Annotated in this window: 17 protein-coding genes; 8 read left to right on the top strand and 9 right to left on the bottom strand. The window is 72.2% G+C overall.

Translation table 11 applies throughout. The annotated features are described in order from the left end of the window. Positions 1-16: 16 nt before the first annotated feature. Complete coding sequence (locus FV227_RS23170) at positions 17-277, bottom strand: hypothetical protein (RefSeq protein WP_246688375.1); 261 nt, start codon at positions 275-277, stop codon at positions 17-19. After that, positions 274-825: a sigma-70 family RNA polymerase sigma factor gene (locus FV227_RS23165; protein WP_147729996.1), complete on the bottom strand. Its 552-nt coding sequence runs from the start codon at positions 823-825 to the stop codon at positions 274-276. Before FV227_RS23165 ends, FV227_RS23170 begins: the two co-directional genes overlap by 4 nt. Positions 826-1,219: 394 nt before the next feature. Here FV227_RS23165 and FV227_RS23160 point away from each other — a divergent pair, with 394 nt between their 5' ends. The 5 genes from FV227_RS23160 (at position 1,220) to FV227_RS23140 (ending at position 6,227) form a co-directional block, all read left to right on the top strand. Beyond that, on the top strand, positions 1,220-2,194 hold the full coding sequence (locus FV227_RS23160; protein ID WP_147727653.1) for a S1C family serine protease: 975 nt from the start codon (positions 1,220-1,222) through the stop codon (positions 2,192-2,194). 160 nt (positions 2,195-2,354) lie between these two features. Further along, a complete protein-coding gene (locus FV227_RS23155; RefSeq protein ID WP_147727652.1) occupies positions 2,355-2,657 on the top strand; it encodes a hypothetical protein in 303 nt (100 codons plus the stop codon). 422 nt (positions 2,658-3,079) lie between these two features. Next, positions 3,080-3,226 (top strand): DUF1127 domain-containing protein, encoded by a 147-nt coding sequence (locus FV227_RS23150; RefSeq protein ID WP_147727651.1) that lies wholly within the window; start codon positions 3,080-3,082, stop codon positions 3,224-3,226. Positions 3,227-3,350: 124 nt separating this feature from the next. Beyond that, a complete protein-coding gene (gene trmFO, locus FV227_RS23145) occupies positions 3,351-4,799 on the top strand; it encodes a methylenetetrahydrofolate--tRNA-(uracil(54)-C(5))-methyltransferase (FADH(2)-oxidizing) TrmFO (protein ID WP_147860005.1) in 1,449 nt (482 codons plus the stop codon). A gap of 123 nt (positions 4,800-4,922) precedes the next feature. Next, positions 4,923-6,227 carry an MFS transporter gene (locus tag FV227_RS23140; RefSeq protein ID WP_147727649.1) on the top strand — a complete coding sequence of 435 codons (1,305 nt, stop codon included), beginning with the start codon at positions 4,923-4,925 and terminating at the stop codon, positions 6,225-6,227. Between the two features lie 27 nt (positions 6,228-6,254). On the opposite strand, the gene FV227_RS23135 is transcribed toward FV227_RS23140, so the two are convergent. The 6 genes from FV227_RS23135 to FV227_RS23115 form a co-directional block, all read right to left on the bottom strand. After that, complete coding sequence (locus FV227_RS23135) at positions 6,255-7,310, bottom strand: sulfatase-like hydrolase/transferase (RefSeq protein ID WP_187274915.1); 1,056 nt, start codon at positions 7,308-7,310, stop codon at positions 6,255-6,257. An 11-nt stretch (positions 7,311-7,321) separates the two neighbouring features. After that, the gene (locus FV227_RS29215) at positions 7,322-7,672 is read right to left on the bottom strand and encodes a hypothetical protein (protein WP_187274914.1); all 351 of its coding nucleotides are present in this window, start codon (positions 7,670-7,672) and stop codon (positions 7,322-7,324) included. 156 nt (positions 7,673-7,828) lie between these two features. Beyond that, positions 7,829-8,356 carry a GNAT family N-acetyltransferase gene (locus tag FV227_RS23130; RefSeq protein ID WP_147727647.1) on the bottom strand — a complete coding sequence of 176 codons (528 nt, stop codon included), beginning with the start codon at positions 8,354-8,356 and terminating at the stop codon, positions 7,829-7,831. A gap of 84 nt (positions 8,357-8,440) precedes the next feature. Next, positions 8,441-11,266, bottom strand: coding sequence for a PAS domain-containing protein (locus FV227_RS23125; protein WP_246686600.1), 2,826 nt, complete (start codon positions 11,264-11,266; stop codon positions 8,441-8,443). Positions 11,267-11,329: 63 nt separating this feature from the next. Next, a complete protein-coding gene (locus FV227_RS23120) occupies positions 11,330-12,127 on the bottom strand; it encodes a Crp/Fnr family transcriptional regulator (RefSeq protein WP_147860004.1) in 798 nt (265 codons plus the stop codon). Positions 12,128-12,303: 176 nt separating this feature from the next. Then, on the bottom strand, positions 12,304-13,164 hold the full coding sequence (locus tag FV227_RS23115; RefSeq protein ID WP_243933174.1) for a glycoside hydrolase family 25 protein: 861 nt from the start codon (positions 13,162-13,164) through the stop codon (positions 12,304-12,306). A gap of 203 nt (positions 13,165-13,367) precedes the next feature. Here FV227_RS23115 and FV227_RS23110 point away from each other — a divergent pair, with 203 nt between their 5' ends. After that, positions 13,368-13,811: a DUF488 domain-containing protein gene (locus FV227_RS23110; RefSeq protein ID WP_147727184.1), complete on the top strand. Its 444-nt coding sequence runs from the start codon at positions 13,368-13,370 to the stop codon at positions 13,809-13,811. Between the two features lie 95 nt (positions 13,812-13,906). On the opposite strand, the gene mntR is transcribed toward FV227_RS23110, so the two are convergent. After that, positions 13,907-14,359: a manganese-binding transcriptional regulator MntR gene (gene mntR / locus FV227_RS23105; protein ID WP_147727183.1), complete on the bottom strand. Its 453-nt coding sequence runs from the start codon at positions 14,357-14,359 to the stop codon at positions 13,907-13,909. Positions 14,360-14,604: 245 nt separating this feature from the next. Here mntR and FV227_RS23100 point away from each other — a divergent pair, with 245 nt between their 5' ends. Beyond that, entirely contained in the window at positions 14,605-15,948 is a 1,344-nt protein-coding gene (locus tag FV227_RS23100; protein WP_147727182.1) for an Nramp family divalent metal transporter, read from the top strand. A gap of 151 nt (positions 15,949-16,099) precedes the next feature. Further along, positions 16,100-17,323, top strand: coding sequence for an ABC transporter substrate-binding protein (locus FV227_RS23095; protein WP_147727181.1), 1,224 nt, complete (start codon positions 16,100-16,102; stop codon positions 17,321-17,323). Positions 17,324-17,378 lie beyond the last annotated feature (55 nt).

Raw genomic sequence — 17,378 nt, 5'->3', positions numbered from 1 at the left:
GGGGGGGGCGTTTGTTTTAAAAACCCCCCCGGGCGGGCCCGCCCCCCCCCCCCGCCCGCGCCCCGGCTCGGGGGCCCAACCGTGGGGGGGGCCCCCCCGCGCCCTGAACGGCGAGGGCCAGCGGCCCGAGCCGCCGCTCCCACGCCGCCACCGCGCGCGCGGTGGCGGGATCGACGACGCGCTCCAGCTCGAACGCCGCGCGCTCGTCGGGCGAGAGCGAGCCGAGGACGTACTCGGCGGCGCGCAGGTCGCGCTCGGTCTCGGGCCCGGCGCTCACGCCTGCTCCTCCAGGCAGCCCTTGAGGGCGCCGAGCGAGCGGTGCAGCCAGGTCTTGATGGTGTTGACGGGCCGGTCGTAGTGCTGGGCCAGCTCCTCGCGCGACCAGCCCTCGCAATAGGCGAGCACGACGCAGGCGCGCTGCGCCTCGTCGAGGCGCGCGAGGCAGGCCGCGAGCGCGCCGCGTCCGACGATCGCCGCCTCGGTGTCGTGCGGGTCGATGAGACGTTCCACCCAGTCCTCGCCGTCCTCGCGCACCGGTCCCTGGACCTCGCCCTTGCGGCGGATCCCGTCGATGGCCCGGTTGCGCGCGATGGCGCAGAGCCAAGTCATCGGCCGCCCGGATTCCGGAGCGTAGGAGCCTGCCGCCTGCCAGACGCGGAGATAGACGTCCTGAAGCACATCCTCGGCCACGCTCCGATCCCGCTGGATACGCAGGATCACCCCGTAAAGTTTCGGTGATGTCAGGTCGTAGAGCGAGCGCAGGGCGCCCTTGTCGCCACCGGCGATCGCGCGCAGGATCCGCTGCAGGGTCGCGTCGTCGCCCAAGGATCGGTCGCCCAAGGATCGTCCCCCGTCCCATCGGCAGGTCCTCGCGCCGGACAGGCGAACGATCGGGACCGTTGCGGCAAGGGTTAGCGCATTCTGCGGTGATGAGAAGACGCGGCGCCCCGATTGCCGCGGTTCTCCCTAGGGATGCATCGCGGGGGCGATGCGGGGCGACGATGGCTCGGACCGACCTTTCTCGCGGACGTTGCGGCTCGCCGGCACGGCCTCGCGCCGCGCCGCCCTCTCGCGCCGCGCCGCCGCGTCGCCCTGCCGGGGTGTCGCGACCGGTCGGCGCGTCCTATCTCCCGGATGGGGGCACGCGGCTCGCGCCCCTCGGACCACCGACCCTCCGGCACCTTACCGGAGCGCAGACATCTCGAAGGACCGACGCGGCATGGCCTCGCAGGGTGATTGGAAGATCCCGGCTTCGACGCAGCCGAAGCCCGGCGATTACGGCTACGACCTCGACCGCGCCCTCACGGCGATGGTCCAGCTCTCCGCCCGCGTGCCGGCCGAGGCCTTCACCGCCGAGACGCTCGGCACCGAGCGGGCGGGCAACGGCGTGGTCATCGGCGAGGACGGCCTCGTGCTCACCATCGGATACCTCGTCACCGAGGCGGAGAGCGTGTGGCTCACCACCAACGACGGCCGCTCCGTGCCCGGCCACGTCATGGGGTTCGATGCCGCCACCGGCTTCGGCCTCGTCCAGGCGCTCGGGCCGCTGGGCGTGCCGGCGCTCAAGCTCGGCACCTCCGGCAGCCTGAAGATCGGCGACCGGGCGGTGGTGGCCGGCGCCGGCGGGCGCCAGCGCTGCGTCGCCGCGCAGATCGTCGCCCGGCAGGAATTCGCCGGCTACTGGGAATACGTCCTCGACGAGGCGCTGTTCACCGCGCCCTCGCATCCGAACTGGGGCGGGACGGCGCTGATCGGCCCGGAGGGCGACCTCCTCGGGATCGGCTCGCTCCAGCTCCAGCAGGGCGGCACGTCGGGCCCGCGGGCGATCAACATGGTGGTGCCGATCGACCTGCTGCCGCCGATCCTCGACGACCTGACCTCGCGCGGGCGCGCCAACCGTCCGGCCCGCCCCTGGCTCGGCCTCTACGCCACCGAGAGCGAGGACGGCGTCGTGGTGATGGGGCTCGCCGACAACGGCCCGGCCGAGGCGGCGGACCTGCGCGCGGGCGACGTGATCGAGGCGGTGGCGGGCGAGCCGGTGGCGGATCTCGCCGACTTCTTCCGCAGCGTCTGGGCGCTGGGCGAAGCGGGCGTGCGGGTGCCGCTGACGATCCGCCGCGACGGCCGCGCCCTGAAGCCGACTCTGGTCTCGGGCGACCGTGAGCGCTTCCTCATGAGCCCGCCCCTGCACTGACCGTCCCTGTACCGCCCCTCTGCACTGACCGCCCCGCCCGGGCCGAAGCCTGGCTGTACGCAGCACAACACGGCCGTCAGTGGAAATTCATCCGGTACGCCGTAGATTTCTCGCTGCCCGGCCATTCCCTCCCTGGCCGGACATCGAAGGAGATCGCGTCATGACGCACGTGAAGACTTTTGGTGGGGCCGGCCTGGCGACGGCAGCCGGCCTGGCGGGAGCCCTGCTCCTCGCACCCGCCGCCCAGGCCATGCCGCTGGCGCCGCTGCCCGGCGGCGCCCTGATCGAGACCGTCGCCGGCGGCTGCGGCCCCGGCTTCCATCCCAATCCGTGGGGCGTGTGCCGGCCGAACTGGGGCCCGCGCCCGTACTGGCGGCGGCCGGTCTACGGCCCCTACGCTTACGGCCCGCCGCGCCCGTTCTACGGCCGCCCGGCCTATTACGGGCTGCGCCCGTTCTACTGAGACCGGGCCCGGCCGTCGGGCCGGGCCCCGCGCATGGACAGCGCCGCATCGCGCCTTTCGGCCGATGCGGCGTTGTCATATTCACGATGCCGCACGCGGATCGACAGTGTTCGGCGATCGGATCGATGCGCGACGGTGCCGGCGCGCAGACGACGCAAGGTCATCGCTCGCATGTTGCCCAAGCCGATCGGACGCCGTTGGCCTCCTGAACTGCGAACGCGATCCGGGGCGCGCGAAGGCCTCGAAAACAGGCTTTCCAAAACCTTGCTAAATCGTTGTGCGCCGCATGCCGGGCTCGCATGGCTGGCTAACGAATGTCGGCCTGCCGCTGCGGCGCAGCAAGCTTATATGTGCATTGCACCAACAAGAGGCAGGCGGTGCCCAAGCGGTCGTCACCGCCTGCCTGAACAAAGGTCAATGTCATGTCCGCCGCCCGTAGCGTCCTCAACCGTTTCCGCGCCTATCTCCGTTACCGTGAGACCATCACCGAGCTGTCGCGCCTGTCCGACCGCGACCTCGCCGACCTCGGCATCAACCGCTTCGAGATCCAGGGCATCGCCCGCGGCTGAACCACCATCGCCCGCGGCTGAACCGCCATCGCCCGCGGCCGAACCGCCATCGCCCGCGGCTGAAGCTCCCGGACGTGCGCCGGCCCGTTGCCTCGGGCCGGCTCGTTCCGGTATCTGCAGGGGCATGTCCCAAGCAAGCGCGCCCATCCACATCGTCGGCGGCGGCCTCGCAGGCTCGGAAGCCGCCTGGCAGATCGCCGAAGCCGGCCACCACGCGGTGCTGCACGAGATGCGGCCGGTGCGCGGCACCGAGGCCCATCACGGCGAGGGCCTCGCCGAGCTCGTCTGCTCCAACTCCTTCCGCTCCGACGACCCGAACGGCAACGCCGTCGGCCTTCTGCACCAGGAGATGCGGACGCTCGGATCGCTGATCCTGCGGGCGGCCGACCGGCATCAGGTCCCGGCCGGCGGCGCGCTCGCGGTCGACCGCGAGGGGTTCTCCGCCGCCGTCACCGCCGCGCTCGAAGCGCACCCCAACGTCACCATCGTGCGGGAAGAGGTCGCCGGGCTGCCGCCGGAGAGCTGGGGGCCGTGCATCGTCGCCACCGGCCCGCTCACCGCCCCCGCCCTCGCCGAGGCGATCCGCACCATCACCGGTGCCGACGCGCTCGCCTTCTTCGACGCCATCGCCCCGATCGTCCACCGCGACTCGATCGACATGAGCAAGGCGTGGTTCCAGTCGCGCTACGACAAGGTCGGGCCCGGCGGCACGGGGGCCGACTACATCAACTGCCCGATGGACCGAACGCAGTACGACGCCTTCATCGCGGCGCTCGTCGGCGGCGAGAAGATCGGCTTCAAGGAGTGGGAGGCCTCGACGCCGTACTTCGACGGCTGCCTGCCGATCGAGGTGATGGCCGAGCGCGGCCCCGAGACCCTGCGCCACGGCCCGATGAAGCCCGTCGGCCTCACCAACCCGCACGATCCCCAGGTGAAGGCCTGCGCGATCGTGCAGCTGCGCCAGGACAACGCGCTCGGCACGCTCTACAACATGGTCGGCTTCCAGACGAAGCTGACCTATTCCGAGCAGGTCCGCGTCTTCCGCACCATCCCCGGCCTCGAGAACGCGGAGTTCGCCCGCCTCGGCGGCCTCCACCGCAACACCTACCTCGACAGCCCGCGCCTGCTCGACGCGACCCTGCGCCTGAAGGTGCGCCCGTCGCTGCGCTTCGCCGGCCAGATCACCGGCTGCGAAGGCTATGTCGAGAGCGCGGCGATCGGCCTGATGGCCGGGCGCTTCGCGGTGGCGGAGAGCCGGGGCGGGGCGCTCGAGCCCCTGCCGCAGACGACCGCGCTCGGCGCGCTGATCGCCCACATCACCGGCGGCCACATCCTCGACGACGCGCCCGAGGAGACGGCCAAGGAGCCGGGCAAGCCGCGCTCGTTCCAGCCGATGAACGTCAATTTCGGCCTGTTCCCGCCGCTCGCCGCGATGCCGCGCAACGAGACCGGCAAGCGCCTGCGCGGGCCGGAGAAGGCGATGCTCAAGCGCCAAGCCCTGACCGACCGGGCGCGCGCCGACCTGTCGGCCTGGATCGCCGGCACGACGCCCCAGGCCGCGGCGGCCGAGTAGCGCCCCCACGTTCAAGCGCGCGAAAAAGTCCCTCGATCGGCGACATCGCGACTTGAGCCCGCGCCCGTCCCGGCGAACAGTGGCGCGGACGGCGCAGGCCGGATCGCGGGACGAGGCGCAGCCGTGGCGGGACCTTACGAAAAATCCTCCGGGTCGACGGTCGGGGCGGTGCTCCGCGTCACCAGCGGCAACTTCCTGGAGATGTTCGACTTCTTCCTGTTCGGCTTCTACGCGACCCACATCGCGAAGGCGTTCTTCCCGGCCGGCGACGAGTTCGCCTCCCTGATGCTGACCTTCATGACGTTCGGTGCCGGCTTCCTGATGCGGCCGCTCGGCGCCGTGCTGCTCGGCGCCTACGTCGACCGGGTCGGGCGCCGCAAGGGGCTGATCACCACCCTGGCGATCATGGCCGCCGGCACGGTGCTGATCGCCTTCGTGCCGGCCTACGCCACCATCGGCCTGCTCGCCCCGGCCCTCGTCCTGATCGGCCGGCTGCTCCAGGGCTTCTCGGCGGGCGTCGAGCTCGGCGGCGTCTCGGTCTACCTGTCGGAGATGGCGACGCCCGGCCGCAAGGGCTTCTACGTGTCCTGGCAATCGGGGAGCCAGCAGGTGGCGATCATGGCCGCCGCCGCGATCGGCTACGGGCTGAGCCACGCGCTGGTGCCGGAGCAGATGTCGGAATGGGGCTGGCGGGTGCCGTTCCTCATCGGCTGCGCGCTGGTGCCGTTCCTGTTCTACATCCGCAACTCGCTGGAGGAGACCAAGGCCTTCGCCGAGCGCAAGCACCGGCCGGAGGCGGCCGAGATCTTCCGGACGCTCGCGACGAACTGGCGGATCGTGCTGCTCGGCATGCTGATGGTCGCGATGACCACGATCGCGTTCTACACGATCACCGTCTACACGCCGACCTTCGGCAAGAGCGTCCTCAAGCTCACCGACACCGACAGCCTGCTCGTGACCTTCTGCGTCGCGGTCTCGAACCTGTTCTGGCTCCCGGTGATGGGGGCTCTGTCCGACCGGATCGGCCGCAAGCCGCTCCTGATCGCGTTCTCGGCGCTGACCCTGCTCACCGCCTACCCGGCGCTGACCTGGCTCGTGGGTCACATCAGCTTCGGGGCGATGCTCGCCGTGCTGCTGTGGTTCTCGTTCCTCTACGGCAGCTACAACGGCGCGATGGTGGTGGCGCTGACCGAGGTCGTTCCGGTCGAGGTCCGCACCGCCGGCTTCTCGCTCGCCTACTCGCTGGCGACCGCCCTGTTCGGCGGCATGACGCCGCTCGTCGCCACGTGGCTGATCGCGGCGACCGGCGACAAGGCCGCGCCCGGCCTGTGGATGTCGCTCGGCGGCGCCCTGGGACTGGTCGCGACGCTGGTGATCTATCGCGGGCGCGGGGCGATGCCGGCCGGGATGCCCGCCGCGGCCCGGTGAGCCGCGCGGCGATCCGCCGGTCGGAAGCTATTGCGGGGATGCCGTCCGGTACAGGACGGGCGTGGCCGGATGGCGCGGCGCGAGCCGGATCCAGGGAACCCGGTCCGGCTCGAAGCGGACGCGGGCCGCCCGGCGCCAGAGCGGCGGGGCATGATCGCCGACCAGGAGGATCTCCGTACCCGGATTGCGGATCGCGAGACGCGAGACCGCCGCGAACAGGTCCTCCCAGATCTCGGCCATCGCGCAGACCTCCGGATCGCCGAAGGGCCCACCGGTCTTGCAGTCGTGGCGCGGCGTCGCCTCCCCGGGCCTGACCGGGACATGGGAATTGAGCGTGACCCAGTACACGAACAGCGGCTGCGTCGCCTTCGACAGCCGGTCGTCGATGGTTTCGGCGATGTCGACGTCGCAGGGGCCGACGAACGCGCCGCCGCAGTGCCGCGTGTAGGCCGAGGTCGCGGTGTCCTGGAACACGCTTCGGACGAAGCCCGCCTTCGGGTACCAGGACGACCGATCGTAGAAGGCGCTCGTGAACCCGTGGACCGAGACGGTGCGGTAGCCTCGCGCGGCGAGCTGGGCCGGAAGGCAGGTCGGTCCGTGCCCGTCGAGGAGAACGGTGTAGGCCGAGCGCGAATGGCAGAGCTCGCGCATCTCCCCGTACGAGGTCGCCCCGAAGAAGCTCGTCGTGCCGGTCGTGATGCTGAAGGCCTCCCTCAAGGCCGCGTCGTCGAAGGCGGAGAACAGCACCTCCCTATGGCGCGGGTCGCGCAGGACGCCCAGGCTCTCGACGAGCACGAGAAGGACGTTCGGCTTCCGCGGCGACGGCTCCGTCAGGGCGGCGAAGCCCGACGCCTGGACCGCGGATTGGAAGGGCTGACCGATGGCGGCGGCCGGGCCGAGAGAAAGGCTGGCCGAGCTGTTGATCGCGATGTCGGCGAACAGGAATCCCGACACCGCCAGGGCGAGGACGATCCTGTTGCCTCGGACCATGCGCGCCCTGTAGCGCACGAGGAACCACAGGCCGGCCGCGACGAATGCCGTCAGGGCCGCCGTGAGCCCCGCATAGAGCGGCGAGCTCAGCAACCGGACATGCGTCAGGGCATCGAGGTTGTGATGGATGGATCCGATGTCGAGGAAAAGATCTCGGTGACGATCATCAGCAGGTCGAAGGCCACCACCGTGAGGTAGAGCGGCACCACGGCAAGGGGCGGCAGCCGGATGCCGACCAGGATCACGACGACGTAGGCCGCGATCGGCGCGGATCGTGCCGGAATGCCGATCCAGAGGCTTGCCAGGATGGCCAGCGCGTTCGGCAGGAGCAGGGCGCCGACGACGAGAAGCAGGGTCGGCCCGGCCTGCGCGATGCGGCGGCGGACCGCCCAGCCGCCGACGCGTTCGTGCACGGTTTCGCGCGCGTCGACGAAGCCGTTTTCCGCGCTGTCCATGCCCGCGCCCCACCTCAAGTACGTGGAGCATGTTCCTATGTATCGGTTATCACGGTCCTAATCTGCACGTGAAACCGGTAAATTTGCCCAGACGATCGAAATCGTTCCCGCCTTGCCGAGGTCTGGCGGGCGGGCGTCGGGACGCGCGAGCCCTCCTCAGATCGCCCGCCGCGCCATCAGCCGCCGGCCCGGGCGGTGCCCCTCCTCGCCGGTGTCGCGGAACCCGAGCTTGGTCAGGAGCCCCCAGGAGGCGACGTTGCCGGGACGGCACTCGGCAACGATCGTGCGGGCCGGAAAGCGCAGCGACAGCGATCCCAGGATGCCCGACACCGCTTCCGTGGCGAGACCGCGCCCCCGGGCGGCGCCGCCGACCCAGTAGCCGATCTCGACCGCCTCGGTTCCGCGCAGGTGCGTCCCGACCACCCCGACGAGGGTTCGGCCCTCGCGCGTCCGGGCGCCGAAGAACCGGTCCTCGCGGCGGCGTCCCGAGGCGATGAGCCTGCGGGCATCCTCGAGCGTGAAGGGCGCGGGCAGGAAATCGACGGCGCCGGTGATCGCCGGGTCGTCGGTGAGGCTCCGCAGCGCCTCCGCATCGCCCGGAATCAGCACGTCGATCGACAGTCGCGCGGTCTCCAGACCGGGCAGGTCGCACAAGCTGTCGCTTCGGGCGCGGCGGAAGAACATCTCGGAGGATGTGGGATCGGACGACGGATACCGTAAGAGACGCTTTGGCGGGGCGGTCTCATCCCGCGCCGACCCGGGCGCGGCCTACTCCACGGCCTGGAAGCCCGACAGCGGCGCCTCGACGCGGCAGACGACCCCGTCGGGCTCGTAGGCGAGGCCGACCGCGCCCCCGACCGCGCCCGCAAGCCCGCGCTCGATCAGCCGCGACCCGAAGCCCTTCCGCGTCGGCGGCGCGACCTTGGGACCGCCGCGCTCGGTCCACAGCATCCGCACCATGGCGTCGGCATCGAGCGACCACGTCACGGCCACGCGGCCGCCGGGCACCGAGAGCGCGCCGTACTTGGCCGCGTTGGTGGCGAGCTCGTGCATCATCAGCGCCAGCGACAGCGCCGCCTTCGGGCCGACCTCGATCTCCGGCCCGTCGAGGGCGAGGCGCCCGGCCTGGCCGTCGTCGTGGATCGCCAGCGCCCCGGCGATCACCGCGGCGATGCCGGCGCTCTCACGCGCGCCCGTCAGGAGGATGTCGTGCGCCTTGCCCAGGGCGATCAGCCGGGCGGCGAGCGCCTCCTTGGCGCTCTCGAAATCGGGGGCGTTGCGCAGGGTCTGCGACGCGATGGCCTGGACCATCGCGAGGGTGTTCTTGAGGCGGTGGCTGAGCTCGCGGTTGCGGAGCGCCTGCTGGTCCTCGGCCTGGATGCGCCCGAGCGTGCCCCAGAGCCGCTCGGCGACCTCGCGCACGAAGGCGATCTCGCCGGCGGCCCAGGCGCGCGGCGCGCGGTCATGGACGAACAGCACCCCGGCGAGCCGGCCGAGCCGCGTCAGCGGGACGTTGATCGCGGCCCGCGCGCCCATGCCGGCATAGGCCGCGGCATCGCCGGCCAGCGCCGGGTCGGCGATGTCGGGGATCGCCTGCGGCAGGCCCGAGGCCAGGCGCGCCAGGGTCTCGGGGAAGGCGGCGAGCGGGCAGGGCGGCGGGGGGCCGGCCGGATCGGCGTCCGCCGCGGTCCAGGCGGCCTCGACCTGGATCACGCCGCCCGCGACATCGACGGCGCCGTAGCCCGCCCGCGTCGCCGGAAGCGTCGCGCCGAGGATCGCGGCGGCGGCACCGATCGCCTCGGTCCGGCCCGAGGCGTCGCGCAGCGCGTCGCCCAGCGCGATGAGCGCACGGTGGCGCGCCTCGGTGGTGCGCTCCAGCGTGATGTCCTCGATCATCGCGGTGGTCTGGAGCCGGTCGCCCAGCGCCTGCGACACGAGGTTGACCCGGGCCCAGATGATGCGGCCGTCGGCACGGCGGTAGCGCTTCTCCAGGGTCTCGCGCAGGACCTCGCCGGCGGCGAGGCGCCGGTGCAGGGTGTCGCGCTCGGCCGCATCCTCCTGCGGGGTCCACAGCGCCACCGACCGGCCGACGATGGCGGCGGCCGGCGCACCCCAGATGGCGCAGAGCTTGGCGTTGACGCTCAGCACCTCCAGGCTGTGCGGATCGAGCTGGACGATGCCGACGTTGGCGCCCTCGAAGATCGCGCGGACATCGGCCTCGGCGCGGTTGCGCTCGCTCAGGTCGAGCATCGCGCCGACCATGCGCACCGGCGTGCCGTCCGCGTCGCGGATCACGTAGCCGCGGTCGAGCACGTCGGCGTGGCGTCCGTCGGCGCGCAGGAAGCGGTATTCGAGGCTCCAGGCGTCGCTCCCGCCCCGGATCGCGGTACCGAGCGCCGCCTCGACCCGGTCGCGGTCGGCCGGGTGGACCTGCGCCAGCCACCATGCCCCGGTGGCGGCCTCGCCGTCCGGAGCCCAGCCGTAGGCGGTCTGGAGCGCCTCGTTCCACGTGACCGTGTCGGCGACGAGGTCCCAGTCGCGGATCGCGTCGCTGGTCGCCCGCGCGATCAGGCGGTAGCGCTCGCGGACGGCCTCCGAGGCGAGGTCTGCGACCTTGCGCGCGGTGACGTCCCGGACGCTCCCGACGATCCGGTTGGCCCGGCCGCCGGCGAGCACCGGACGGCCGCAGATCGCGACCCAGCAGGGCGCATCGTCGGGCCGCGCCAGCCGGTAGTCGCCGCCGAACCGCCCGTCGCCCTCCGGGTCGAGGGCGGTGCGCAGGTCGGCGGCGGCGCGCATCCGGTCGTCCGGGTGGATCGCCCGCAGGAAGGTCCGCGCCAGGTTCGCCGGCTGCGCTGCGTCGAGCCCGAGCAGCCGGCGGGCGTGGGCATCGCAATCGAGGCGGTCGGCGAGCGGGTCGTAGTCCCAGATCCCGATCTCGGTCGCCTCGATCGCCAGCCGCATCAGCAGCGCGCTCTCGCCGAGGCGGACGGTGGTGGTGGCGCGCGCCGCGAGGGCTTGGCGCTGCCGGGCGAGGCGCGCCTCCCGACGGTCGAGGGCGGCGCGGCTCTCCAGCAGGCTGACCGTGCGGCGCCCGAGCGCCCGGAAGGCCGCCTCCTGGCCGGGCGCGAGGCCGGCGCGCGGCAGGGTGTCGAGGACGCAGAGCGTCCCGAGCGGGACGCCGTCGCGCGAGACGAGGCGGAGCGCCGCGAGGAAGCCGAACGGGAGCGCGCCTCCACCGGGCCCCGCGCCCCGGTCGGCGAGGACGCGGAGGTCGGGCAGGACGCAGAGGTCGTCTCGGAAGATGTCGCCGTGGGGGAGGACTTGTCCCTGGCGGACGCCTCCGCCCCGATCGAGCCCCCCTCGCGAGAGCAGCCGTGCCAGCGCCCGCCCGTCCGGCGCGGCGATCCCGAGGCGTGCCGCCACCGCCAAGCCGTCGCCGTCGACGAGGCAGAGGAAGGAGGCCGGCGCAACGAGGAGCGCACGCGCGAGCAGCACGGTGTCGTCGAAGCCGGTCTTGGCCGGATGCGCTCCGGAATCCGCGCGGGGCGCGGCCCGCACCGGTCGGTCGGGAAGGGCGGACGGGGCGCTCACCGCGGCGTCCGCGGCGATCCGCACGCCGCGGCGGCCTCGGGCCGTGGGATGGGGAAGCGGGGTTCAGCGCGCCGCATCCCGCCTCCTTCCGCCCTCGTCGCAGTCGGTCGCCGCCGCGCGCTCCGACGCGCCGCCGACGGCGTGGATGCTGCCGAGCACGGTGTCGTAGTGGCGGCGGACGACGCCGTGGCACTCGCAGGCGGCGTCCACCATCGCGGTGCGGTCGAGGATCGTGATGCGGCCGCGCCCGACGCGCAGCAGGCCCTGTGCCTGCAGCGTGCTGAGGATGCGGGTGAGATAGGTGCGCTGGACCCCGAGCATCGCGGCGAGCTGCTCGTGGGTCACGGGCAGCACGTCGCCGTCGATCCGGTCCTGGAGGGTCAGCAGCCAGCGCAGGCAGCGCGCCTCGATCGGGTGCAGGGCGTTGCAGGCCACCGATTGCAGCACCTGCGCCAGCAGGCAGTCGGCGTAGCGGGTGAACAGGGCGCGCAGGCTCGCCGAGCGGCGCTTGGCCTCCTGCAGGCGCGCCGCATCCAGGCGCAGGGCCGGTCCGCCGACCTGCACAACCGCGCTGGTGGAGGCGGGAACCCGGCCGTCGCTGACCGCGCCGCCGACGGCGCCCTCGCAGCCGATCGTGGCGGTCTCGGCGCTGCGGCCGTCCTGCATCGCGATCAGCAGGGTCACGACCGTCTGCCGGCAGGGAAACGTGATCGCGCCGACCTCGGCGCCGGTGGCGAAGAGCACGTCGCCCTTCTCGTAGGCGGCCGGCTCGAGATGCGGCGCCAGCAGGGCGCGGTCGGCGCCGCGCAGGCTCTCGAGCAGGCGGTTGCCGTCGAACGGGGAGGAAGACGCGACCGACATGCGATTCGACGGTGGAGGGCGGATCGTCACAACCTACAGGAGCGACCCGGCCGCAGTCCGTCCATTAGTGGACAGAAGACGCGCGAATTCGATGATTTTTCGACATTTGCGCGCGGCTGCGCCGGCGCGATCGCGCGTCGGCGGGAAGCGCTTTCAGAGGGGTGCCGGCCGGCTTTCTACTTGCCGGTGCAGAGGCCCTGCTCGGAGAGGCGGCGGTGCTCGCGTGGGTCGCAATCGGTCGAGAGGAACGAGGCCCACTCGGCCGGCGTCCCGTAGAAGGCGTTGCGGTCGACGTCGCCGCGCACCCCCGGCACGCGGCCGGTCGAGGTGAACTGCCACAGCATCCACTTGCGGTTGGCGAAGCGCTGCTCGGGCTCGGCTGCGGTCGAGCGCAGCCAATGCGGGTAATCCGGCAGCTCGCCCTCGAGCACGTCCTTGTGGAAGGTGATGTCGGTGTAGATGATCGGCCGCTTGCCGGTGTACCGCTCCATCTCCTCGAGCATGTAGGTCGTCATCGCCAGGGCCTGCGCCTTCGGCAGCTTCTTCGGGCAGGTCTGCGAATGGCCGTTCCACTCCACGTCCAGCACCGGGGGCAGGGCGGTCGGGTCGTTGGGGACGTTCTTTTTGAACCAGTCCATCTGCTCCTTGGCCGAGCGGCACCAGAACACGAAATGGTAGGCGCCGCGCGGCACGCCCGCCTGGCCGGCGGCGTCCCAGTTTGCGCGGAAGCGGTCGTCGACGTGGTCGCCGCCCTCCGTCGCCTTGATGAAGGCGAACTGGGTGCCGGCGGCGCGCACCGAGGCCCAGTCGACCGGTCCCTGCCACTTCGAGATGTCGATGCCCTGGATCGGATGGCTCTTGGCCCGCGCGACGCCCGGATGGGGCTTCGCGTCGCCGTTCGTCGGGTAGAAGTCGTTGTTGGAGGCGCAAGCCGCGAGGCTCGCCAGAAGCGTCGCCGCCAGGATGCGCTTGGCGACCGCGCGCAGGCCGGCCGAGGTCGAGGCGAGATCCACGGGACGAGCATTCCTCAGCGACATCGATGCCCGGCCCGCCATCTGGTGAAGCGCCACAACAGAGCTATTCGATGGCCCCGGGGCGGTTAACAGACTTTTGCCGTCAATGCGGCGGAATTCCGGAACCCGTGTCGGACGAGACACATGACCGCGCGGAGCGCGTCCGCGCCGGCCCGCGCGCCGCGGGTTAAGTCACGCTGCCGCCTCGCTTCTTCGGAGGGCTCGGGTTGGGTAAGGTTCTGTTCACCATAGGTTACGAAGGGCTCGATCCGGAGCGCCTGACCGCCGCCCTCCGCGAGGCCGGATGCGGCCTGCTCGCGGACGTGCGGGCGGTCGCCAACTCGCGCAAGCGCGGGTTCTCGAAGGGGGCGCTCAAGGCCGGGATCGAGGAGGCGGGCCTCGCCTACGCCCACCTGCGCAGCCTCGGCACGCCGAAGGCCGGGCGCGAGGCGGCCCGCGGCCACGACGCGGCGCTGATGCGCAGGATCTACTGCGAGGCCGTGCTCGACACCGCCGACGGCGGCCTCGCCCTCGATGCGCTCGCCGGGATGGCCGAGGCCGCGCCGACCTGCCTGCTCTGCTTCGAGCGCGCCCCCGAGCGCTGCCACCGGCGCGTGCTCGCCGAGCGCCTGGAAGCCCGCGGCTTCACCACCGTCGACCTGTTCGGGTGAGATCCGCCTTCGGAGGCGACGAGGCTCGGCCGCAGGCGCGAACGTGGGCCGCCGCTGCGGCGGATGCCTCCGACCTGGGTCGAAGGCGCCGAGCGTCACGCGTCGGGCCGGCCTTCGCAGAAGCGCCGGAACGCCTCCAGGGTCTCGCCGCTGACATGGTGCTCGATGCCCTCGGCGTCGCGCCGCGCGGTCTCGGGGCTGACCCCGAGGGCGCACAGGAAGCGCTCGACGATGCGGTGGCGCTCGCGCGCCTGGCTCGCGAGCGCCCGTCCGGCCTCGGTGAGGAACACGCCGCGATAGGGGCGCTGCTGCACGAGGCCGTCCTCGGCCAGCCGCTTCAGCATCTTGGCGACGGTCGGCTGCGCCACGCCGAGGCGGGCGGCGATGTCGACCTGGCGCGCCTCGCCGCCGTCGCCGATCAGGTCGGCGATCAGCTCGACGTAGTCCTCGACGAGCTCGGAGCGCCGGGCCTCGCGGGCCTGCCGGAAGCTCTCGACATGGACCTCCGGGTCGATGAGCGCGGGCTCGGATCGTGGCGGATCCTGCATGGTGCCGGCTCTCTCCCCCCTTGGGCAGGTCGCGCGGAAACGCTTTGCGGTTTCGCGCCCGAAGCCTGCGATCACACCCATAGGCCGGGCGGCTGCGGCGCAGGCAGCCTGTTTAGCAAAAGCGGCGCGGAAGGGGAGCCCCGGGCGCGCGCAAGATTCGATCTTGACCTTGAGCCCGAGCACATCTTTATAGCTCATGCTATAAAGCGCGCGGCACGGGGCCGGGCAGGATCGCGGCGACGTTCATGGACCAACCCATCGGGGACACGCCGGCCGGCGGCCGGACCGCACCGCAGCGCGACAGCCTGAGCCTCCGCACGGAGCGGCGCATCCGCGACGTGCTCGACGGGCGGGCCGTCGGGCGCGGCCGCTTCCTGCTGTTCACCGGGCCGGCCGTGATGGCGTCGATCGCCTACATGGACCCCGGCAACTTCGCGACGAACATCCAGGCCGGCGCCAAGTACGGCTACGGCCTGCTCTGGGTGGTGCTCGCCGCCAACCTCGTGGCGATGCTGTTCCAGGCGCTCTCGGCCAAGCTCGGCATCGTCACCGGCCGCAACCTCGCCGAGCTCTGCCGCGACGAGTTCCCGAGGCCCGTGCGGCTCGCGATGTGGGCGGTGAGCGAGCTCGCCGCGATGGCCACCGACCTCGCGGAATTCCTCGGCGGCGCGATCGGCCTGGCCCTGCTCACCGGGATGCCGCTGTTCGCCGGCATGGTGGTCACGGCCGTCGTCACCTACGCGATCCTGCTGCTCGAGCGCGGCGGATTCCGCTGGATGGAGATCGTCATCGGCGCGATGGTGGCGACCATCGGCCTCTGCTACGCGATCGAGCTGTTCATCGCGCCGATCGCCTGGGCCGACGCGGCCAGGGGGCTGACGACGCCGCGGATCCCGGACGCCGAGGCGCTGACCATCGCGGTCGGCATCATCGGCGCGACGGTGATGCCGCACGCGCTGTTCCTGCATTCGGGGCTGACGCAGGGACGCGGCGGGGTCCGCAACGACGCCGACCGGCGCCTGCTCCTGCGCTACTCGAACCGCGAGGTGGTGGTGGCGCTGGCGCTCGCCGGCCTGGTCAACATCGCCATGGTGATCATGGCGGCGGCCGCCTTCCACCTCGGCCACAGCGAGGTCGCCGAGATCGACCAGGCCTACAGGACGCTGACGCCGCTGCTCGGCCCGGCGGCCGCGGGCGCGTTCCTGGTCTCGCTGATCGCGTCCGGCGTCTCGTCCTCGGTGGTCGGCACGATGGCCGGGCAGATGGTGATGCAGGGCTTCCTGGGCTGGCGCGTGCCGCTGATCGTGCGGCGGCTGGCGACGATGGTGCCGGCCTTCGTGGTGATCGGGATCGGCGTCGACCCGACCCGCGCGCTGGTGCTCTCGCAGGTGGTGCTGTCGCTGGCGCTGCCGGTGCCGATGATCGCGCTGGTGCTGTTCACCCGCCGCCCGGACCTGATGGGCGCCTTCGCCAACCGGCGCGCGACGCGGGTCGCGGCGGTGGCGGGCGCGGCCCTCGTGCTCTGCCTCAACGCGGTCCTGCTGGCGCAGGCGTTCGGCGTGCCGGTCCCGGGGCTGGCGGCCGGCTGAGGCCTCCGGCCCGCGCGCACCCCGGTTACACACGGCCCGATCCGGCACGACGGACGGCTGACAGGCGGCCGCCTTTCGCGCTCAATGGCGTCCGGACGCGAAGGCCGAGCGGCGATGAACGCTGCCGGCGGCGTCCCTCGGGAGAGACGCCATGATCCGCCACCTCGTCACCGCGGCCGCCTGCCTCGTCGGCGCGCACGCGGCGCTCGCACAGGAGAAGACCGCCCCGACGGACCTCGCGCCCGTCAAGATCGGCGTGCTCAACGACCGCTCGGGGGTCTATTCCGACTCCACCGGCGAGGGCGCGGTGATCGCCGCGCGCCTGGCGCTCGAGGATTTCAAGCCGGCCGAGCACGGGCTGTCCGTCGAGATCGTCTCCGCCGACCACCAGAACAAGCCCGACATCGGCGCCGCGCTGACCCGGCAATGGTACGACCGCGACGGGGTCGACGCGGTGTTCGACGTGCCGACCTCCTCGGTGGCGCTGGCCGTCAACGCGATCACCCGCGAGAAGAACAAGGTCTTCGTGAATTCCGGCGGCGGCACGCCGGACCTCACCGGCGCGCAATGCACCCCCAACACCGTGCACTGGACCTACGACACGGTGGCGCTCGCGACCAGCAACGGCAAGGCGATGCTGAAGCGCGGCGGCGACACCTGGTTCTTCCTCGCCGCCGACTACGCCTTCGGCCTCGCGCTGGAGCGCGACACCCGCGCGGTGGTGCTCAAGAACGGCGGCACGGTGCTCGGCACCGTCAAGACGCCGTTCCCGACCGCCGATTTCTCGTCGTTCCTGATCCAGGCGCAGGGATCGGGGGCCAAGGTGATCGGGCTCGCCAATGCCGGGGGCGATGCCGCCAACGCGATCAAGCAGGCGCACGAGTTCGGCATCCGCGAGAGCGGGCAGGCGCTGGCCGCGCTGCTGATCTCCTCGACCGACATCCACGCCCTCGGGACCACGATCGCCCAGGGGCTGACGCTCACCGAGGCGTTCTACTGGGACCTCAACGACCGGACCCGCGCCTTCTCCGAGCGCTTCGCGAAGCGCGACGGCGGCCGCAAGCCCACCGCCTACCAGGCCGGCGTCTACGGCGGCTTCCTGCACTACTTGAAGGCGGTGGCAGCGCTGCATTCGGCGAAGGACGGCGCGGCCGTCGTCGCCAAGATGAAGGACATGCCGACCGACGACCCGCTCTTCGGCAAGGGCACGATCCGCGCCGACGGGCGCAAGATCCACGACATGTACCTGTTCGAGGTGAAGACGCCAGCTCAATCCAAGGGCGAGTGGGACCTCTACAACGTCCTGGCGGTCAACCCCGGCAACGAGGTGTTCCGCCCGCTGGCCGAGGGCGGCTGCCCGCTGGTGAAGGGGTGATCCCGGGGCAGCGCTCCATGGCGCCTTCTCCCAGGGGGAGGAGGGTGGGATGAGG

This window comes from Methylobacterium sp. WL119 (assembly GCF_008039875.1).
Classification (GTDB): Bacteria; Pseudomonadota; Alphaproteobacteria; order Rhizobiales; family Beijerinckiaceae; genus Methylobacterium.
The sequence above is the reverse complement of the archived record's forward strand: the minus strand, read 5'-3'. Positions and strand labels throughout refer to the sequence as shown.